This is a genomic window from Virgibacillus sp. NKC19-3 (genome assembly GCF_019837165.1).
Taxonomy (GTDB): Bacteria; Bacillota; Bacilli; order Bacillales; family Amphibacillaceae; genus Virgibacillus_L; species Virgibacillus_L saliphilus.
In genome coordinates this window covers 190,942-207,578 of sequence record NZ_JAGYHC010000001.1, presented here as the reverse complement: position 1 = coordinate 207,578, position 16,637 = coordinate 190,942, and the positions used below count along the sequence as shown (strand labels likewise).

29 protein-coding genes are annotated in these 16,637 nt (G+C 42.0%); all 29 read right to left on the bottom strand.

All coding sequences use genetic code 11. The annotated features are described in order from the left end of the window. Positions 1-366: a 30S ribosomal protein S13 gene (gene rpsM, locus KFZ56_RS01085; protein WP_222643853.1), complete on the bottom strand. Its 366-nt coding sequence runs from the start codon at positions 364-366 to the stop codon at positions 1-3. A gap of 48 nt (positions 367-414) precedes the next feature. Then, entirely contained in the window at positions 415-528 is a 114-nt protein-coding gene (rpmJ, locus tag KFZ56_RS01080) for a 50S ribosomal protein L36 (RefSeq protein ID WP_222639528.1), read from the bottom strand. A gap of 27 nt (positions 529-555) precedes the next feature. Beyond that, positions 556-774, bottom strand: a complete 219-nt coding sequence (gene infA, locus KFZ56_RS01075) for a translation initiation factor IF-1 (protein WP_010095735.1) — start codon at positions 772-774, stop codon at positions 556-558. Continuing rightward, complete coding sequence (locus KFZ56_RS01070) at positions 752-1,087, bottom strand: KOW domain-containing RNA-binding protein (protein WP_222639525.1); 336 nt, start codon at positions 1,085-1,087, stop codon at positions 752-754. The genes infA and KFZ56_RS01070 overlap by 23 nt, the downstream gene beginning before the upstream one ends. A gap of 166 nt (positions 1,088-1,253) precedes the next feature. Next, a complete protein-coding gene (locus KFZ56_RS01065) occupies positions 1,254-1,898 on the bottom strand; it encodes an adenylate kinase (protein ID WP_222639523.1) in 645 nt (214 codons plus the stop codon). 32 nt (positions 1,899-1,930) lie between these two features. Further along, the gene (gene secY, locus KFZ56_RS01060; protein ID WP_222639520.1) at positions 1,931-3,223 is read right to left on the bottom strand and encodes a preprotein translocase subunit SecY; all 1,293 of its coding nucleotides are present in this window, start codon (positions 3,221-3,223) and stop codon (positions 1,931-1,933) included. Then, positions 3,223-3,663: a 50S ribosomal protein L15 gene (gene rplO, locus KFZ56_RS01055; RefSeq protein WP_222639517.1), complete on the bottom strand. Its 441-nt coding sequence runs from the start codon at positions 3,661-3,663 to the stop codon at positions 3,223-3,225. The genes secY and rplO overlap by 1 nt, the downstream gene beginning before the upstream one ends. 24 nt (positions 3,664-3,687) lie before the next feature. Continuing rightward, complete coding sequence (gene rpmD / locus KFZ56_RS01050) at positions 3,688-3,873, bottom strand: 50S ribosomal protein L30 (protein WP_222639514.1); 186 nt, start codon at positions 3,871-3,873, stop codon at positions 3,688-3,690. Between the two features lie 13 nt (positions 3,874-3,886). Further along, positions 3,887-4,390 (bottom strand): 30S ribosomal protein S5, encoded by a 504-nt coding sequence (gene rpsE, locus KFZ56_RS01045; RefSeq protein ID WP_222639511.1) that lies wholly within the window; start codon positions 4,388-4,390, stop codon positions 3,887-3,889. Positions 4,391-4,413: 23 nt separating this feature from the next. Then, on the bottom strand, positions 4,414-4,776 hold the full coding sequence (gene rplR, locus KFZ56_RS01040; RefSeq protein ID WP_222639508.1) for a 50S ribosomal protein L18: 363 nt from the start codon (positions 4,774-4,776) through the stop codon (positions 4,414-4,416). Positions 4,777-4,812: 36 nt separating this feature from the next. Then, positions 4,813-5,349 carry a 50S ribosomal protein L6 gene (gene rplF, locus KFZ56_RS01035; protein WP_222639505.1) on the bottom strand — a complete coding sequence of 179 codons (537 nt, stop codon included), beginning with the start codon at positions 5,347-5,349 and terminating at the stop codon, positions 4,813-4,815. 33 nt (positions 5,350-5,382) lie between these two features. Continuing rightward, a complete protein-coding gene (gene rpsH, locus KFZ56_RS01030) occupies positions 5,383-5,781 on the bottom strand; it encodes a 30S ribosomal protein S8 (RefSeq protein ID WP_222639503.1) in 399 nt (132 codons plus the stop codon). Between the two features lie 29 nt (positions 5,782-5,810). Further along, positions 5,811-5,996, bottom strand: a complete 186-nt coding sequence (locus KFZ56_RS01025; protein ID WP_019375521.1) for a type Z 30S ribosomal protein S14 — start codon at positions 5,994-5,996, stop codon at positions 5,811-5,813. Positions 5,997-6,024: 28 nt separating this feature from the next. Next, the gene (gene rplE, locus KFZ56_RS01020) at positions 6,025-6,564 is read right to left on the bottom strand and encodes a 50S ribosomal protein L5 (protein WP_222643852.1); all 540 of its coding nucleotides are present in this window, start codon (positions 6,562-6,564) and stop codon (positions 6,025-6,027) included. A 26-nt stretch (positions 6,565-6,590) separates the two neighbouring features. Further along, positions 6,591-6,902, bottom strand: coding sequence for a 50S ribosomal protein L24 (rplX, locus tag KFZ56_RS01015; protein ID WP_222639499.1), 312 nt, complete (start codon positions 6,900-6,902; stop codon positions 6,591-6,593). Positions 6,903-6,935: 33 nt separating this feature from the next. After that, positions 6,936-7,304 carry a 50S ribosomal protein L14 gene (gene rplN, locus KFZ56_RS01010; RefSeq protein ID WP_222639496.1) on the bottom strand — a complete coding sequence of 123 codons (369 nt, stop codon included), beginning with the start codon at positions 7,302-7,304 and terminating at the stop codon, positions 6,936-6,938. Between the two features lie 41 nt (positions 7,305-7,345). Beyond that, the gene (gene rpsQ / locus KFZ56_RS01005; RefSeq protein ID WP_222639493.1) at positions 7,346-7,609 is read right to left on the bottom strand and encodes a 30S ribosomal protein S17; all 264 of its coding nucleotides are present in this window, start codon (positions 7,607-7,609) and stop codon (positions 7,346-7,348) included. A gap of 26 nt (positions 7,610-7,635) precedes the next feature. Next, the gene (gene rpmC / locus KFZ56_RS01000) at positions 7,636-7,836 is read right to left on the bottom strand and encodes a 50S ribosomal protein L29 (RefSeq protein ID WP_222639491.1); all 201 of its coding nucleotides are present in this window, start codon (positions 7,834-7,836) and stop codon (positions 7,636-7,638) included. Then, positions 7,826-8,260, bottom strand: a complete 435-nt coding sequence (gene rplP, locus KFZ56_RS00995; RefSeq protein WP_222639488.1) for a 50S ribosomal protein L16 — start codon at positions 8,258-8,260, stop codon at positions 7,826-7,828. The genes rpmC and rplP overlap by 11 nt, the downstream gene beginning before the upstream one ends. Before the next feature lie 18 nt (positions 8,261-8,278). After that, entirely contained in the window at positions 8,279-8,923 is a 645-nt protein-coding gene (gene rpsC, locus KFZ56_RS00990; RefSeq protein WP_222639485.1) for a 30S ribosomal protein S3, read from the bottom strand. 3 nt (positions 8,924-8,926) lie between these two features. Next, the gene (gene rplV, locus KFZ56_RS00985) at positions 8,927-9,268 is read right to left on the bottom strand and encodes a 50S ribosomal protein L22 (protein WP_222639482.1); all 342 of its coding nucleotides are present in this window, start codon (positions 9,266-9,268) and stop codon (positions 8,927-8,929) included. 18 nt (positions 9,269-9,286) lie between these two features. Continuing rightward, the gene (rpsS, locus tag KFZ56_RS00980; RefSeq protein WP_222639480.1) at positions 9,287-9,565 is read right to left on the bottom strand and encodes a 30S ribosomal protein S19; all 279 of its coding nucleotides are present in this window, start codon (positions 9,563-9,565) and stop codon (positions 9,287-9,289) included. 58 nt (positions 9,566-9,623) lie between these two features. Next, positions 9,624-10,460: a 50S ribosomal protein L2 gene (gene rplB, locus KFZ56_RS00975; protein WP_222639477.1), complete on the bottom strand. Its 837-nt coding sequence runs from the start codon at positions 10,458-10,460 to the stop codon at positions 9,624-9,626. Between the two features lie 31 nt (positions 10,461-10,491). Then, on the bottom strand, positions 10,492-10,803 hold the full coding sequence (gene rplW, locus KFZ56_RS00970; RefSeq protein WP_222639475.1) for a 50S ribosomal protein L23: 312 nt from the start codon (positions 10,801-10,803) through the stop codon (positions 10,492-10,494). Next, complete coding sequence (rplD, locus tag KFZ56_RS00965) at positions 10,803-11,426, bottom strand: 50S ribosomal protein L4 (protein WP_222639473.1); 624 nt, start codon at positions 11,424-11,426, stop codon at positions 10,803-10,805. Before rplD ends, rplW begins: the two co-directional genes overlap by 1 nt. A gap of 26 nt (positions 11,427-11,452) precedes the next feature. Beyond that, complete coding sequence (gene rplC, locus KFZ56_RS00960) at positions 11,453-12,082, bottom strand: 50S ribosomal protein L3 (protein ID WP_222639471.1); 630 nt, start codon at positions 12,080-12,082, stop codon at positions 11,453-11,455. 30 nt (positions 12,083-12,112) lie between these two features. Continuing rightward, the gene (gene rpsJ, locus KFZ56_RS00955; protein WP_222639468.1) at positions 12,113-12,421 is read right to left on the bottom strand and encodes a 30S ribosomal protein S10; all 309 of its coding nucleotides are present in this window, start codon (positions 12,419-12,421) and stop codon (positions 12,113-12,115) included. A gap of 804 nt (positions 12,422-13,225) precedes the next feature. Beyond that, on the bottom strand, positions 13,226-14,416 hold the full coding sequence (gene tuf / locus KFZ56_RS00950) for an elongation factor Tu (protein ID WP_222639465.1): 1,191 nt from the start codon (positions 14,414-14,416) through the stop codon (positions 13,226-13,228). A 123-nt stretch (positions 14,417-14,539) separates the two neighbouring features. Continuing rightward, on the bottom strand, positions 14,540-16,618 hold the full coding sequence (gene fusA, locus KFZ56_RS00945) for an elongation factor G (RefSeq protein ID WP_222639462.1): 2,079 nt from the start codon (positions 16,616-16,618) through the stop codon (positions 14,540-14,542). Between the last annotated feature and the right edge of the window lie 19 nt (positions 16,619-16,637).

The window sequence follows — 16,637 nt, the reverse complement described above, 5'->3', positions numbered from 1 at the left end:
TTATTTTCTCTTGTTAGCCATTGTACGGCGTGGTCCTTTACGAGTACGTGAATTGTTTTTCGTTTTTTGACCACGTAATGGTAGCCCGCGACGGTGGCGAATACCTCTATATGAACCAATTTCTATTAAACGTTTAATGTTTAGTGATGTTTCACGACGAAGGTCACCTTCGATTGTATATTCCTCAATTGCCTTACGGATATTAGCCAGTTCGTCTTCTGTCAGATCACGAACTCTGGTGTCTTCTGAAACGCCGGCCTGCTTAAGGACTTGTTGCGCAGTAGTTTTTCCAACTCCATAAATATAAGTTAGAGAAATAACGACGCGTTTATCACGTGGAACGTCAATACCTGCAATACGTGCCATGTACACTTGCACCTCCTCATGTTTGCTTCTAAAAATACAGGCTGGTTATTAGCCTTGTTTTTGTTTGTGTTTCGGATTGTCGCAAATCACCATTACAGTGCCTTTACGTTTTATGATCTTACATTTTTCACAAATGGGTTTTACAGATGCTCTTACTTTCATCGTCTTTACCTCCTTTTATATCGGAGCTTATTTATAACGGTACGTAATTCGTCCTCTTGTTAAATCATACGGAGAAAGTTCGACCGTTACTTTATCGCCTGGTAGAATGCGAATGAAATGCATACGGATTTTGCCGGATACATGCGCTAGTACGGTATGGCCATTTTCAAGCTCTACATTAAACATCGCATTCGGCAATGTTTCGGTCACGGTACCTTCCACTTCAATTACATCGTCTTTCGCCATCGCGTGCTACTCCCTTCTTCAAATCAGTCACAACCTCACCTGCAAATTTAGCTATGGCAAATCTAAGTTTACCATTTGTGACACGACCAGTTTCCAGAAGGCTGTTTTGGACTTCAGGGGAAATGTAATCCATTAATTCAATATGACTTACATTCTTCTTTTTTGGTCGGTCATATTTACGTTTTTCCCCATCTGCAAGCAGAACATACCGGTCTTCCATAATTTTTATGACTACCGCGTATTGACCTGCCTCACGTCCTTGCATAATACGAACAACTTGACCTATTAGCGGAATCGAATCATCTTCGCTCAACAACGATCACCTTCACTTAGGCTATAGTTTATGTGCTAACCTTTTTAAAAAGTTTACTTTACTAATCCTGGTTACTATTTATAAAGCACAGTAACTCACGCATCTATTATAACTTTTTACAGCTGAAATTGCATCCATTCTGCGATCAAACATACAGCTAAGGCGCCTATTTGTCAATTTTGGACTGAATATCTTCGAACACGTGATCAATTTCCTGATCTCCGTCTACGGTTACAAGACATCCTTTATCCTTATAGAAATCAAGTAACGGTTTAGTTTGTTCCAAGTTAACCGCTAATCGATTTTTAACCGTTTCAGGTTTATCGTCGTCTCGTTGTATTAACCGGGAGCCATCCTTATCACATATCCCCTCTACTTGAGGAGGATGGTACATGACATGATAAGTCGTTCCACATGTCGGACAAATCCTACGACCAGTCAGACGCTCCACTAATTTTTCCTCCGGTACATTTACATGAATACAATAGTCAATTGTTTCATTCATTTCTGTGAGAATTTCCTCTAAACCTTCAGCTTGAGCAATGGTTCGTGGAAATCCATCCAACAAAAATCCATTCCTGCAATCATCTTTATTCAAACGTTCTCTAACAATCCCAATCGTTACTTTATCTGGAACAAGCTCACCCTGATCCATATATTCTTTCGCCTGCTTTCCAAGATCCGTACCTTCTTTAATGCTCAAGCGAAACATATCCCCTGTTGAAATATGAGGGATATTATATTTGTCGTTTATTTGCTCGGCCTGTGTACCCTTACCAGCACCGGGCAAACCCATCAAAATCAGGTTCAAAACCTTTCCCCTCGCTCTCTTTGGCAACAGATTTACTTAATAAATCCTTTGTAGTGTCGTTTAACAAGCTGACTTTCCAGTTGTTTCATGGTTTGCAGTGCAACACCTACAACGATTAGTAAGCTTGTGCCGCCTATTTGTATTGATTGAGGCAGATTTGCAAGACCACCCAGAATAATAGGCATCACAGATACCGCTGCTAAGAAGAGTGAACCTACAAATGTTAATCTATACATGACGCGTGTCAAATACGTTTCTGTATTTTTTCCTGGACGAATCCCCGGGATATACCCACCTTGTTTCTGTAAGTTTTCGGCCATTTGTTCCGGATTAACCTGAACAAACGTATAGAAATAGGTGAAGGCTATGATCAGTGCAACATAGATTACCATACCAATTGGCTGCGTATAATCAAATATCATTTGAATGGTTGAAGCAACTTGACTGCCTTCAAAGAAACTGGCAATCGTTGTTGGCGCCATAATGAATGCAATTGCAAAGATTACCGGGATAACTCCTGCAGCATTTACTTTGAGTGGCAGATGTGTGGATTGCCCACCTGTCTGCGAGCGATTGACAATTTTCTTCGCATATTGAACTGGTATTTTACGTAGTGCTTGCTGAATAAAAATCACGCCAACAATTACTGCAATAATAACCAATACAATTAAGGCAACAATGACAATGTTGATAAACAATTCATCCCCAGGGTTAACAAAATACTGGCTGTACAATTGACCAACACCATTTGGCACTGCAGCCACAATACCTGCGAAAATCAAAATCGAGATCCCATTTCCAACTCCGTTTGCCGTGATTTGTTCACCAAGCCACATTAAAAAAGCTGTTCCACTTGTTAATACGATAGCTATAAACAGGAATTTCACAAAGTTTGGATCTTGAATCAGCATGCCTCCAGCCATTGCATTAAAACCGATAGACATGGCAATCGCCTGGATAAATGCTAGAGCAATCGCTGCATAACGGGTTACTTGGGCTAACTTCTTACGCCCCATTTCGCCTTGTTTTTTCCACTCGGAAAACTTAGGTACAACATCCATTTGCAATAATTGCATGATGATGGATGCTGTAATGTAAGGCATAATCCCCATAGCAAAAACAGAGAAATTCTGCAGAGCTCCTCCACCAAACGTGTCAAGAAAGCCAAACGCATTTTGCTGGTTCATAAAATCAATTGCTGCACTATCTGTATAAGGTACAGGAATAAATGTACCAATACGAAAAACAATCAGCATTAATAATGTGAAAATTATTTTCTGCCTAATGTCTTTAACGCGCATAAAATTGGAGATTGTACGGAACATTAAACCACCTCTGTTTTACCGCCCGCTGCCTCGATTGCTTCTTTTGCTGAAGCAGAGAACTTATTAGCTTTTACTGTTAGATTCTTTTCGATCGCTCCCTTACCAAGCACTTTAATGCCGGCTTTAGGTTTGCTTACGACACCTTCTTCAAGTAATAGCTCAGGTGTGATTTCTGTGCCGTCTTCAAAACGATTTAGCGCATCAAGGTTTACAATGGCAAATTCCTTGCGGTGAATATTTGTAAATCCGCGTTTTGGCAGGCGTTGGAATAATGGCATTTGGCCACCTTCGAACCCTGGACGAGTGCCACCACCAGAACGTGCCTTTTGGCCTTTATGTCCTCTTGCAGATGTTTTACCATTTCCGGATGACATTCCACGACCTACACGGTTACGTTCTTTGCGAGTTCCTTCTGATGCCTTCAATTCATGAAGTTTCATGCGAGCACCTCCTTTTACGCTTATTTATTGAACTTCTTTTACCGTTAGAAGATGAGCTACCTGATCAACCATTCCACGGATGGCCGGGGTATCTTCATGTACAACGGATTGATGAATTTTCTTAAGTCCTAATGCTTGAACAGTTTTACGCTGTCTTTCTTTTCCACCAATGACACTGCGTGTGAGGGTGATTTCTAATTTGTTGGACATCGTGTTTCCCTCCTTATCCTAACAGTTCTTCCACAGACTTTCCACGTAGTTTGGCTACGTCTTCTGCGCGTTTTAGGTTTGTTAAGCCATTTAATGTTGCACGAATCATATTAATTGGTGTATTGGAGCCTAGTGATTTCGTTACAATATCGCCAACACCAGCCAGTTCCAAAATCGCACGAACTGGGCCACCGGAGATAACTCCTGTACCTTCTGTTGCCGGCTTCATGAGTACATTACCGGAGCCAAAACGTCCATGAATCTGGTGTGGGATGGTAGTTCCAACGATAGGTACGGTGATTAATTTTTTCTTTGCATCGTCCACAGCTTTTTTAATTGCTTCCGGTACTTCCAGTGCTTTACCTGTACCAAAACCTACATGGCCATTTTTGTCTCCAACAACTACTAACGCAGCAAAGCGGAAATTACGTCCCCCCTTTACTACTTTTGCAACGCGGTTGATCGCAACAACTCTTTCTTCAAGATCTAGATTGTTCGGATCGATGGTAGTTCTCATGTAAGGGTTCCCTCCTTTATCGATTAAAATTCAAGACCTGCCTCGCGGGCAGCATCTGCCAATGCCTTCACACGTCCATGATAAAGATAGCCGCCACGGTCAAATACGACTGATTTGTAACCTTTATCCTGGGCACGTTTAGCGATCATTTCTCCGACTTGTTTCGCTGATTCTATATTAACATGCGCTTCTGACGCCAGTTCGTTATCCTTTGTAGAAGCACTTGCTACTGTATTTCCACGTTTATCATCGATTAATTGTACATAGATGTGTTTGTTTGAACGATACACATTTAAGCGAGGACGAGCTTCGGTTCCAACAACTTTATCACGGACACGAGCATGTCTTCTCTTACGTGTAACATTCTTGTCAGGTTTTGTGATCATCTAGGTCACTCCTTTCTGCTCCCTAACGAATCGTATTTACTTCGCAGTTTTACCTTCTTTACGGCGCAGATATTCGTTTGCGTAACGAATACCTTTCCCTTTATAAGGTTCCGGAGGTCTAATCGCTCTAATATTCGCAGCAACCGCCCCTACAAGTTCCTTATCAATACCTTTAACAACGATTTGTGCGTTCTGGGGTACATCGATTTCGATGCCGTCACGCTGCTGGATTTCCACCGGGTGCGAATAACCTGCGTTAATCACAATTTTATCTCCCTGTTTTAGGGCACGATATCCAACACCGTTAATTTCAAGGGATTTTTCAAAGCCTTTATGAACACCTTCAATCATGTTGCTGATCAAACTACGAGTCGTTCCATGTAACGCGCGATGATCTTTATGATCGCTTGGGCGCTCAATTGTAATCATATTATCTTCTGTATTAATTTTCATATCCTGGTGTAAGTCCCGGGTTAATTCACCTTTAGGTCCTTTAACAGTAACCGTATGGCCATTAAACGTAACCTCTACACCCTCTGGGATTTCAATTGGCTTAAGTCCTATACGAGACATTCCATGCACCTCCTCCGAGTTTAAAATTGTTAATTACCAAACATATGCCAATACTTCGCCACCAACAGCTTGTGAACGTGCTTCTTTATCAGATAGCACTCCTTTTGATGTTGAAACGATAGCTATACCTAAACCGTTAAGTACGCGAGGTACTTCGGCAGCTTTTGCATAAACACGCAGACCTGGTTTACTAATACGCTTGATACCTGTAATTACTTGTTGCTCCTCTACGCCATATTTAAGGAAAATGCGCAGAATTCCTTGTTTATTGTCCTCAATGAATTCATAATCCGAGACAAAACCTTCACGTTTAAGGATATCAGCGATATCTTTCTTGATTGTAGAAGATGGAAGCTCTAATTTTTCATGTTTTACCATGTTAGCATTACGAATTCGAGTTAGCATATCTGCGATTGGATCTGTCATGACCATTACTAATTACCTCCTTCCCAAATCGGGTTTTACCAGCTTGCTTTTTTGACACCAGGAATTTGACCTTTATAGGCAAGTTCACGGAAGCAAATACGGCAAAGTTTAAATTTACGAATTACAGAATGCGGACGGCCACAACGTTCACAACGTGTATATTCACGTACTTGATATTTTTGCGGACGTTTTTGTTTCGCAATCATTGATTTTTTAGCCAACGTTTTCCCTCCTTCATTTATCTCTCGCTTATTTTTGGAAAGGCATGCCTAGCTGACCTAAAAGCTCACGCGCTTCTTCGTCAGTATTGGATGTTGTTACAATGACAATATCCATACCACGCACTTTGTTTATTTTATCATAGTTAATTTCCGGGAAAATCAGCTGTTCTTTCACACCTAATGTGTAGTTACCGCGACCATCGAAGGCTTTTTTTGAAATACCACGAAAATCACGTACACGTGGAAGTGATACACCAATAAGCTTTTGAAGGAATTCGTACATACGCTCACCGCGAAGTGTTACTTTTGCCCCGATTGGCATTCCTTCACGAAGGCGAAAACCAGCGATTGATTTTTTTGCACGAGTCACTACAGGCTTCTGACCGGAAATTAATGCAAGCTCCTCAACAACGCTATCGAGTGCTTTTGAATTTTGAACTGCGTCACCAACACCCATGTTGATTACTATTTTTTCAATTGTAGGCACTTCCATAACCGAGTCATAATTAAATTTATTCATCAAAGATGGTAATACATCATCTTTATATTGTTGTTTTAGTCCATTCATCACGAGCGCCCTCCTTTCGCCTGAAATTATTTATCTATTGCTTCACCGGATTTTTTGGCGATGCGGACTTTCTTTCCATCACGTACTTCATATCCAACTCGAGTTGGCTCACCGGATTTCGGATCAATTGGCATCACATTAGAAGCATGAATTGCTGCTTCAAGATCTAGAATTCCACCTTGTGGGTTATCCTGTGAAGGTTTTGCGTGTTTTTTGACCATATTGACGCCTTCGACAAGAACACGATCCTTCGATGGATATGCCTCTAAAATCGTACCTTCTTTACCCGCGTCTTTACCGGAAAGTACTTTTACTTTATCACCTTTTTTTACATGCATGGCTTAGCACCTCCTTGACAAGGTTTCTTTCTACTATAAAACTTCTGGAGCTAGTGATACGATTTTCATGAATTTCGCATCGCGTAATTCACGTGCGACTGGTCCGAAAATACGAGTTCCTCTTGGACTTTTATCATCGCGGACAATTACCGCTGCGTTTTCATCAAAACTGATATATGATCCATCTTTACGGCGTGCACCAGATTTAGAACGTACAATGACAGCTCTGACAACTTCACCTTTTTTGACAACGCCGCCTGGTGTTGCTTGTTTCACCGTGCAAACAACAACATCACCAATATTAGCTGTTTTCCGTCCTGATCCGCCTAATACTTTGACGGTTAATACTTCACGGGCGCCAGAGTTATCTGCAACTTTTAAACGAGTTTCCTGTTGAATCATATCGTTTGACCTCCCTTCGGCTACCTACCGGGCGAACCTTATTATATAATGATCGCTTCTTCAACAACTTCAACTAGACGAAAGCGTTTTGTTGCTGATAGTGGACGAGTTTCCATAATACGAACAATGTCGCCGGTTTTTGCTTGATTATTTTCATCATGTGTTTTGAATTTTGTAGAATAACGAACGCGTTTCCCATATAGCGGATGAAATTTATATGTTTCAACAACTACATTAATCGTTTTATCCATTTTATCTGACACAACACGACCTGTATATACCTTACGATTATTACGTTCAGACATTTTGAGGTTGACCTCCTCTCGGGTTATCAGTTATTTACGTTTAATTCACGTTGACGAGCAACGGTTTTCATGCGGGCAATTGATTTTCTCACTTCACGGAGACGTGCCGTGTTTTCCAATTGTCCTGTTGCAAGTTGGAAGCGTAAATTAAATAGTTCTTCTTTCAATGAAGTAACCTTTTGTTCAATTTCGGCAGTGGTCAGTTCTCTAATTTCATTAGCCTTCATTGCTTTCACCACCAATTTCTGCTCTACTTACAAATTTTGTTTTAATCGGCAATTTGTGTGCAGCAAGACGTAGGGCTTCGCGTGCAACCTCTTCTTCTACACCTGCGATTTCAAACATTATTTTTCCTGGTTTTACTACTGCTACCCAACCTTCTGGAGCACCTTTACCGGAACCCATGCGTACCTCAAGGGGCTTAGCAGTGTATGGCTTATCAGGAAAAACCTTAATCCATACTTTACCGCCACGTTTCATGTAACGAGTCATTGCAATACGGGCAGCTTCAATTTGTCGACTTGAGATCCATGAGGCCTCTGTAGCTTGCAGGCCATACTCGCCAAAAGACACAGTTGTTCCGCCTTTTGCCCGGCCTCCCATTTTACCACGATGTTGTTTACGATATTTCACACGTTTAGGCATTAACATAAGTTATGAGCCCCCTTCCTATTTATCGTCTGTTTTCGTTGGAAGGACTTCCCCACGATAGATCCACACTTTAACACCTAATTTACCATAAGTAGTATCAGCTTCTGCTGTACCAAAGTCAATATCGGCACGTAATGTGTGTAGTGGTACGGTCCCTTCACTATAATCTTCCGCACGGGCAATATCTGCTCCGGCTAGACGTCCGGACACCTGTGTTCTAATTCCCTTAGCTCCACCGCGCATGGCTCGTTGAATGGTTTGCTTCTGCGCACGACGGAATGAAACACGGTTTTCCAACTGACGGGCAATGTTGTCAGCAACTAATTTTGCATCAAGGTCAACTTTCTTGATTTCAACAATATTAATATGGACACGTTTACCAGTCAAGCTATTTAATGATTTACGTAATGCTTCTACTTCTGAACCGCCTTTACCAATTACCATACCTGGTTTTCCAGTGTGAATGGTGATATTGACACGGTTTGCTGCACGTTCGATCTCAATAGAAGAAACAGCAGCTGTACTCAGACGGTTTTCAAGATATTCTCTGATTTTAATATCTTCATGCAGCAAGTCTGCATAGTCTCTGCCGGCATACCATTTTGACTCCCAGTCTTTAATGACGCCTATGCGAAGACCGGTTGGATTTACTTTTTGACCCACTAACTATCCCTCCTTCTTTTCTGATACAACCACTGTTACGTGGCTTGTGCGTTTATTGATTTTACTTGCACGTCCTTGTGCACGTGGGCGGAAACGTTTCAATGTGACACCTTCATCTACATATGCTTCAGAAATCACTAAGTTATCTGGTTCCATTTCGTAGTTATGTTCTGCATTTGCGATGGCAGAATTTAATACTTTCTCTACGACTGGAGAAGCACCACGCTCTGTATGGCGCAATATTGCAACTGCTTCACCTACATCTTTTCCTCGAATCAGATCAACGACTAAACGGACTTTACGAGGAGCAATACGAACTTGTTTCGCACTAGCTTTAGCTTGCATCTTGAGTGCCTCCTCTCATTATCGTCTTGTTTTCTTATCATCACCGGAATGTCCTTTGAATGTCCGGGTTGGCGCGAATTCTCCTAATTTATGTCCGACCATATCCTCTGTCACATAAATAGGTACATGTTTACGTCCGTCATATACTCCAAAAGTGTGACCGACAAAGTTAGGGAAAATAGTTGAACGACGAGACCAAGTTTTTATTACTTGTTTTTTGTCTGATTCATTGGCCTTCTCCACTTTTGCCATTAGATGGTCATCTGCAAAAGGTCCTTTTTTAAGACTACGACCCATGGATAAACCTCCTTTTTTCAAATTGAGAGACGATGCTCGCCATCTCCATTATTCGGCTTTATTTCTTAGTCTTACGCTTACGAACGATATATTTATCTGACGGTTTATTACGCTTACGAGTCTTGTAACCAATCGTAGGTTTACCCCAAGGTGATACTGGCGAATCCAGTCCAATTGGAGCACGTCCTTCACCACCACCGTGCGGGTGATCATTCGGATTCATTACAGAACCACGTACAGTTGGACGGACACCTTTCCAGCGCCTGCGACCTGCCTTACCAACACGAATTAATTCATGCTCAATATTACCAACTTGACCAATTGTTGCGCGGCAAGTTGACAATACCAGGCGAACTTCTCCTGAACCCAGACGAACCAATGTGTATTTATCTTCACGTCCAAGGATTTGTGCTTCTGCTCCGGCTGAACGTGCAAGTTGTCCACCACGACCAGGTTTTAATTCGATATTGTGAATGATTGTCCCTACTGGAATATTTGCAAGTGGAAGTGCGTTACCTGTTTTGATGTCCGCATTCTCTCCAGCTTCAATTTTTTGTCCTACCTTCATTCCTTTTGGAGCTAAAATATAACGCTTTTCTCCATCAACGTAATTAATTAATGCGATATTCGCAGTACGGTTTGGATCATACTCAACGGTAGCAACACGTCCTGGTATACCATCTTTATCACGTTTGAAGTCGATCATGCGATATTGACGTTTATGACCGCCACCTTGATGGCGTACGGTTAATTTCCCTTGATTATTACGTCCGCCACGTTTGTATACGGGGCTAAGCAGGGATTTCTCCGGAGTATCTGTTGTAACCTCAGCAAAATCAGATGTAGACATGTTACGTCTTCCATTTGATGTTGGTCTGAATTTTTTAATTGCCATCTTGTTTTCCCTCCTTCACTGACTTTTTTACTTAGCCTTCATAAAAGTCCAGGTCTTTACTGTCTTCTGAAAGCTGAACGATAGCTTTTTTACGATCTGAACGGTAACCACCGTCGCTCGGCATTCTTCTCATTGGGTAAATACCAAATCGCTTGAATTTACCTTTAAGGTTCATGGTGTTTACTTTGACCACTTTAACACCAAAAACGAGTTCAACAGCAGCTTTAATCTCTGTTTTATTTGCCTTTGGATCTACTTCGAACGTATATTTCTTTTCTTCCATTAAATCTGCAGTATTCTCTGTAATCACAGGGCTCTTAAGAATATCTCTTGATTCTTTCATTATACAAGCACCTCCCCTGCTTTTTCAGCTGCATCTTTCGTAACGATCAGCTTGTCATGCGTAAGCAAGTCCAGTACATTTATTTCATCTACGGTTAGTACATTAACGTTTTGTAGATTATTTGCTGAACGATTTACTGTCTCGTCTTTGTCAGCCGTTACGATTAATGCTTTTGTATCTACCTGAAGCGCTTCAAGCATTTTCACGACTTCCTTAGTCTTTGGAACATCCATTGCAATACCTTCCAAGGCAACTAGATTTCCTTCTTTTACTTTTGAAGATAGTGCGGATTTAAGCGCTAGGCGACGAACTTTCTTCGGCAACTTATAGCTATAGCTGCGTGGTGTAGGGCCAAAAACAACGCCACCGCCTACCCACTGTGGTGCACGAGTAGAACCTTGACGTGCACGTCCGGTTCCCTTCTGGCGCCAAGGTTTAGCACCGCCACCGCGAACGTCGGAACGATTTTTAACAGCATGTGTGCCCTGCCTTAATGATGCGCGCTGCATGACTACTGCTTCATGTAGTACATGCGTGTTCGGCTCAATACCAAATACAGAATCATTTAATTCCATATCTCCTGCTTGCGTGCCGTCTTGTTTTAATAATGTTACTTTAGGCATGACTTATCCTCCTTTCGTATATGTGATTAGTTAGCCTTTGTTGAACTTGTAATTTTTACGAATGATTTTTTCGCACCAGGAATATTTCCTTTAATTAATAGTAGATTGTTCTCAGCATCTACTCGAACAACATCAAGGTTTTGAATTGTGACTTGATCGCCGCCCATTTGTCCTGGTAATTGACGACCTTTGAAAACACGACCGGAGTTCATTTCTCCCATTGAACCAGTGGAACGATGAAAATGAGAACCGTGTGTTTTAGGTCCGCGTTGTTGATTGAGACGCTTGATAGATCCTTGGAAACCTTTCCCTTTAGAGGTCCCTGTCACATCAATTTTGTCCCCGGCACCAAAAATATCGACGCCGATTTCCTGGCCAACTTCATAGCCATCAACTTCTGCGCCACGGATTTCACGAACGTAGCGCTTAGGGATTGTGCCCGCTTTTTCAGCATGACCTTTTTCCGCTTTATTCGTACGTGATTCCTTTTCATCAGCAAAACCGAGTTGCAATGCCTCATAGCCATCATTTTCCTGTGTTCTTTTTTGTAGAACTACATTAGGCTCAGCCTGAATAACCGTTACAGGGGTTAACTCTCCGTTCTCAGAGAATAGCTGAGTCATGCCGATTTTACGACCTAAGATTCCTTTCGTCATCCGTCTGCACCTCCTATATAATACATTTATTTATAATTTGATTTCAATATCCACACCAGATGGTAAATCAAGACGCATTAGCGAGTCAACCGTCTGTGGTGTTGGATCAACAATGTCGACCAAGCGTTTATGTGTACGCATTTCGAATTGTTCACGTGCATCTTTGTGCTTATGCACACTACGTAACACCGTATAAACCGATCTCTCTGTAGGTAATGGAATTGGTCCAGAAACCTTGGCTCCGGAACGCTTTGCAGTATCTACAATTTTCTCACCAGATTGATCTAGGATACGGTGATCATACGCTTTTAGTCGAATTCGAATTTTCTCTTTTGCCATTATTTTCCCTCCTTTTCGCCCATTTCATCATAGACATACTCTGTGGAAATTTCTTGCGCACTCCGCCATGGCAATGGGGCCGGGCGTGCCAACAACCTTCCACTTCATCGCCTTTGAAAGGCCAACATTGCTATTATAAACAAAAATGCCGGCCAATGCAATCCATGTTTATAAAAATCATTTGTAATTGCACAACTATGTATTATACGCACTTAACCCACTGAATGCAAGGGATAGCGTGGATTTTTTTATAAAAAATGAAGGAATATGTCTTTTGGAGTAAAAACTGCGTGGCCAATGGATGCAGACAATAATATTTTCATTTGTAAAGGCTCTTTTTGTACGTGTTGTTAGCTTTAAAACTTCACGGTTGATATAAACTGCGACGTAGTGTGCAATATTCGCCACCGTCCGGGATCGTTACGGGCAATCGCGGACCTTAGGGCACGGCCTCAGCCTCCTCGGAAGAAAACCGCTTCCTGCGGGGTCTTCGGACACGTGCTATTCCCGCAGGAGTCGATTGCCCTCCACTCACCCGGACTACTGACAGCATGAAACTGCTTCGTTAATAATACAGTAAACTCACTGCCAGCGGAGGAAATACATGGAGACTCCTGCGGGGGCTCACCAGCCACCCGCGGAAAGCGGAATGTATTTCCGTAGCGGTGGGAAAAAGCATCACATTTCAAGTTACGTCACATTTTATATCTTTTGCATCAAAGACATCAACTTTTAGAAAACAGCCTTTACAATCAATAACAAAACAGGCAACGCTATCTGCGCTGCCTGTTTTGTTTTGCTATATTATTCAATGATCGATGTTACAACACCGGATCCTACGGTGCGTCCACCTTCACGAATAGAGAAACGAGTTCCGTCTTCGATCGCGATTTGGGAGATCAATTCTACTTCCATCTCCACGTTATCCCCAGGCATAACCATTTCTACTCCTTCAGGAAGTTGGATAACTCCTGTTACGTCTGTTGTACGGAAATAGAACTGCGGGCGATAATTAGCGAAGAATGCTGTATGACGTCCACCCTCTTCTTTAGATAGAACATACACTTCTGCTTTAAACTTCGTATGTGGTGTAATAGAACCAGGCTTAGCTAATACCTGACCACGATTAATATCGTCACGTGCGACACCACGAAGGAGTGCACCAATATTGTCACCAGCTTCAGCATAGTCGAGAAGCTTACGGAACATTTCAACACCAGTTACGGTTGTTTTTCTTGGCGCTTCGTTTAGACCAATAATCTCAACTTCCTGTCCAACTTTGATTTCTCCGCGTTCCACACGACCTGTTGCAACTGTTCCGCGACCTGTAATAGAGAATACGTCCTCAACCGGCATCATGAATGGTTTATCATTATCACGCTCTGGTGTAGGAATGTACTCATCTACCGCGTCCATTAGCTCAACAATTTTTTCAGTGTACGCTTCGTCGCCTTCCAGTGCTTTAAGTGCAGATCCTTTTACAACTGGCGTATCGTCGCCAGGGAAGTCGTATTCTGTCAATAGATCACGAACTTCCATTTCTACTAGTTCCAATAATTCTTCATCATCAACCATGTCTGTTTTGTTAAGGAATACAGCAATAGCAGGTACCCCAACGTTACGAGACAGTAGGATGTGTTCACGTGTTTGCGGCATTGGGCCATCAGCAGCAGATACTACCAGAATAGCACCGTCCATTTGTGCAGCACCAGTGATCATGTTTTTAACATAGTCAGCGTGCCCTGGAGCGTCAATATGCGCATAGTGACGAGTATCTGTTTCATACTCAACGTGTGATGTATTAATCGTAATACCACGTTCTTTTTCTTCCGGAGCTCTGTCAATTTCGTCAAAGTCCATTGCTTCACCTTTACCGGATTTCTTGTGCATTACTGCTGAAATAGCAGCAGTCAATGTTGTTTTCCCGTGGTCTACGTGTCCAATTGTCCCAATATTAACGTGATCTTTCGAGCGATCGAATTTTTCTTTAGCCATTATAGTTCCTCCTTTAAATAAGTAAAAATTTTTTATTAATATAGTCACCCGGAAAACAATCTAAGGAAAAATTATTTCTCGGGCTTTACTAATTGTTATACGATAATCTTAAGCAAAAATCAATTATTCGCCAGTGTTTTTCTTAATAATTTCTTCGGTGATGCTCTTTGGTGTTTCTTCATAGTGATCAAATGTCATGGTATATGTTCCGCGTCCCTGGGTGTTTGAACGAAGTGCAGTCGCATAACCAAACATCTCAGATAATGGTACAAACCCTCTTACAAGTTGTGCTGTACCGCGTGGTTCCATACCTTCCACACGACCACGACGTGCGGTTACATCACCCATGATGTCACCCATATATTCCTCTGGGATTTCGATTTCTACTCGCATCATTGGTTCAAGTAAAACTGGCTTACATTTACTCTTCGCAGCCTTCAATGCCATGGATCCTGCTATCTTAAATGCCATCTCGTTGGAGTCAACATCATGATAACTTCCATCATATAGGGTTGCTTTAATATCAATTAGTGGATAACCGGCTAAAACACCACTTTCCGTTGCTTCAATAATTCCTTGTTCAACAGAGCCAATATACTCACGTGGAACTGTTCCACCAACGATTTTATCCGTAAATTCGAATCCGGCGCCTTCTTCGTTCGGTTCAAATTTAACCCAAACATGACCATATTGTCCACGTCCACCGGATTGACGTACGTATTTACCTTCAACCTCAGCGGAACCACGGAATGTTTCACGATATGCAACCTGTGGGTTACCAACATTTGCTTCAACTTTGAATTCACGTTTTAGACGGTCAACGATAACGTCAAGATGTAACTCACCCATACCGGAGATAATCGTTTGACCTGTCTCGGTGTCTGATTCTGTTGTAAAAGTTGGATCCTCTTCAGCTAGCTTACCTAACGCGATACCCATTTTATCCATGTCTGCTTTTGTTTTTGGTTCGATTGCAACGGAGATAACCGGTTCTGGAAAGTCCATCGATTCCAGGATAACAAGATCTTTCTCATCACATATTGTATCTCCTGTTGATGTATCTTTAAATCCGACCGCTGCTGCAATTTCCCCACTGTACACCGTTTTAACTTCTTCACGAGAATTCGCATGCATCTGCAGGAGACGTCCCACACGTTCACGCTTTTCCTTTACCGAGTTTCGAACATACGAACCGGAAACTACTGTACCGGAGTAAACCCGGAAAAATGTTAATTTCCCGACATACGGATCTGACATTACTTTAAATGCTAAGCCAGAGAATGGTGCATCATCATCTGCAGGTCGTGTAACTTCCTCTTCCGTTCCCGGAACAATACCTTCGATTGGAGGTACATCTGTTGGTGCAGGAAGATAGTCAATGACACCATCAAGCACTAATTGTACACCTTTGTTCTTAAATGCCGACCCACCAAATACTGGATAAAATTCAACATTTAGTGTTGCTTGACGAATGGCATTCTTTAGTTCTTCTTCGGAGATTTCCTCTCCTTCCAAATACTTCATCATTAGGTCTTCGTCAAGTTCAGCAACGGATTCAACCAGACTTGCTCTGAGTTCTTCTGCTTTTTCCTTGTATTCTTCCGGGATCTCACGAGAATCAGCACGTGTGCCTAAATCATCTTCATAGTAATAGGCTTTCATGCTAATAAGATCGATAATCCCCTCAAAATTATCTTCAGCACCTATTGTTAACTGAACAGGATGAGCATTAGCGCCCAAGCGTTCTTTTAACGTATTGGTTGCGTTTAGGAAATCCGCACCTACTTTATCCATTTTGTTAATGAATACAATCCTTGGTACACCATAATTTGTTGCTTGGCGCCAAACTGTTTCCGTTTGTGGTTCTACACCTGATTGTGCATCAAGAACAGTCACTGCTCCGTCAAGCACACGTAGGGAACGCTCAACCTCCACGGTGAAATCCACGTGTCCAGGTGTGTCAATAATATTTATACGGTGATTCTTCCACTGAGCAGTTGTTGCTGCGGATGTTATCGTAATACCCCGCTCCTGCTCCTGGCTCATCCAGTCCATCTGAGATGCACCTTCATGTGTTTCACCAATTTTATGAATACGTCCTGTATAGAAAAGAATACGCTCTGTGGTAGTGGTTTTACCTGCATCAATATGAGCCATAATTCCAATATTGCGTGTCTTTTCCAAGGAGAAATCTCTAGCCATGTATTCTTCTCCTTCCTTT

Bases quoted from the DNA above. Each gene is read 5' to 3' on its own strand.
- rpsM (WP_222643853.1), bottom strand. From the start codon at position 366: ATGGCACGTATTGCAGGTATTGACGTTCCACGTGATAAACGCGTCGTT.
- rpmJ (WP_222639528.1), bottom strand. From the start codon at position 528: ATGAAAGTAAGAGCATCTGTAAAACCCATTTGTGAAAAATGTAAGATC.
- infA (WP_010095735.1), bottom strand. From the start codon at position 774: ATGGCGAAAGACGATGTAATTGAAGTGGAAGGTACCGTGACCGAAACA.
- secY (WP_222639520.1), bottom strand. From the start codon at position 3,223: ATGTTCCGTACAATCTCCAATTTTATGCGCGTTAAAGACATTAGGCAG.
- rplO (WP_222639517.1), bottom strand. From the start codon at position 3,663: ATGAAACTTCATGAATTGAAGGCATCAGAAGGAACTCGCAAAGAACGT.
- rpmD (WP_222639514.1), bottom strand. From the start codon at position 3,873: ATGTCCAACAAATTAGAAATCACCCTCACACGCAGTGTCATTGGTGGA.
- rpsE (WP_222639511.1), bottom strand. From the start codon at position 4,390: ATGAGAACTACCATCGATCCGAACAATCTAGATCTTGAAGAAAGAGTT.
- rplR (WP_222639508.1), bottom strand. From the start codon at position 4,776: ATGATCACAAAACCTGACAAGAATGTTACACGTAAGAGAAGACATGCT.
- rplF (WP_222639505.1), bottom strand. From the start codon at position 5,349: ATGTCTCGTATAGGACTTAAGCCAATTGAAATCCCAGAGGGTGTAGAG.
- rpsH (WP_222639503.1), bottom strand. From the start codon at position 5,781: ATGGTCATGACAGATCCAATCGCAGATATGCTAACTCGAATTCGTAAT.
- rplE (WP_222643852.1), bottom strand. From the start codon at position 6,564: ATGAATGGACTAAAACAACAATATAAAGATGATGTATTACCATCTTTG.
- rplX (WP_222639499.1), bottom strand. From the start codon at position 6,902: ATGCATGTAAAAAAAGGTGATAAAGTAAAAGTACTTTCCGGTAAAGAC.
- rplN (WP_222639496.1), bottom strand. From the start codon at position 7,304: ATGATTCAACAGGAAACTCGTTTAAAAGTTGCAGATAACTCTGGCGCC.
- rpsQ (WP_222639493.1), bottom strand. From the start codon at position 7,609: ATGTCTGAACGTAATAATCGTAAGGTATATACAGGTCGTGTTGTGTCA.
- rpmC (WP_222639491.1), bottom strand. From the start codon at position 7,836: ATGAAGGCTAATGAAATTAGAGAACTGACCACTGCCGAAATTGAACAA.
- rplP (WP_222639488.1), bottom strand. From the start codon at position 8,260: ATGTTAATGCCTAAACGTGTGAAATATCGTAAACAACATCGTGGTAAA.
- rplV (WP_222639482.1), bottom strand. From the start codon at position 9,268: ATGCAAGCTAAAGCTAGTGCGAAACAAGTTCGTATTGCTCCTCGTAAA.
- rpsS (WP_222639480.1), bottom strand. From the start codon at position 9,565: ATGGGTCGTAGTCTTAAAAAAGGACCTTTTGCAGATGACCATCTAATG.
- rplB (WP_222639477.1), bottom strand. From the start codon at position 10,460: ATGGCAATTAAAAAATTCAGACCAACATCAAATGGAAGACGTAACATG.
- rplW (WP_222639475.1), bottom strand. From the start codon at position 10,803: ATGAAAGAATCAAGAGATATTCTTAAGAGCCCTGTGATTACAGAGAAT.
- rplD (WP_222639473.1), bottom strand. From the start codon at position 11,426: ATGCCTAAAGTAACATTATTAAAACAAGACGGCACGCAAGCAGGAGAT.
- rplC (WP_222639471.1), bottom strand. From the start codon at position 12,082: ATGACGAAAGGAATCTTAGGTCGTAAAATCGGCATGACTCAGCTATTC.
- rpsJ (WP_222639468.1), bottom strand. From the start codon at position 12,421: ATGGCAAAAGAGAAAATTCGAATTCGACTAAAAGCGTATGATCACCGT.
- tuf (WP_222639465.1), bottom strand. From the start codon at position 14,416: ATGGCTAAAGAAAAATTCGATCGCTCGAAAGATCACGTTAATATTGGG.
- fusA (WP_222639462.1), bottom strand. From the start codon at position 16,618: ATGGCTAGAGATTTCTCCTTGGAAAAGACACGCAATATTGGAATTATG.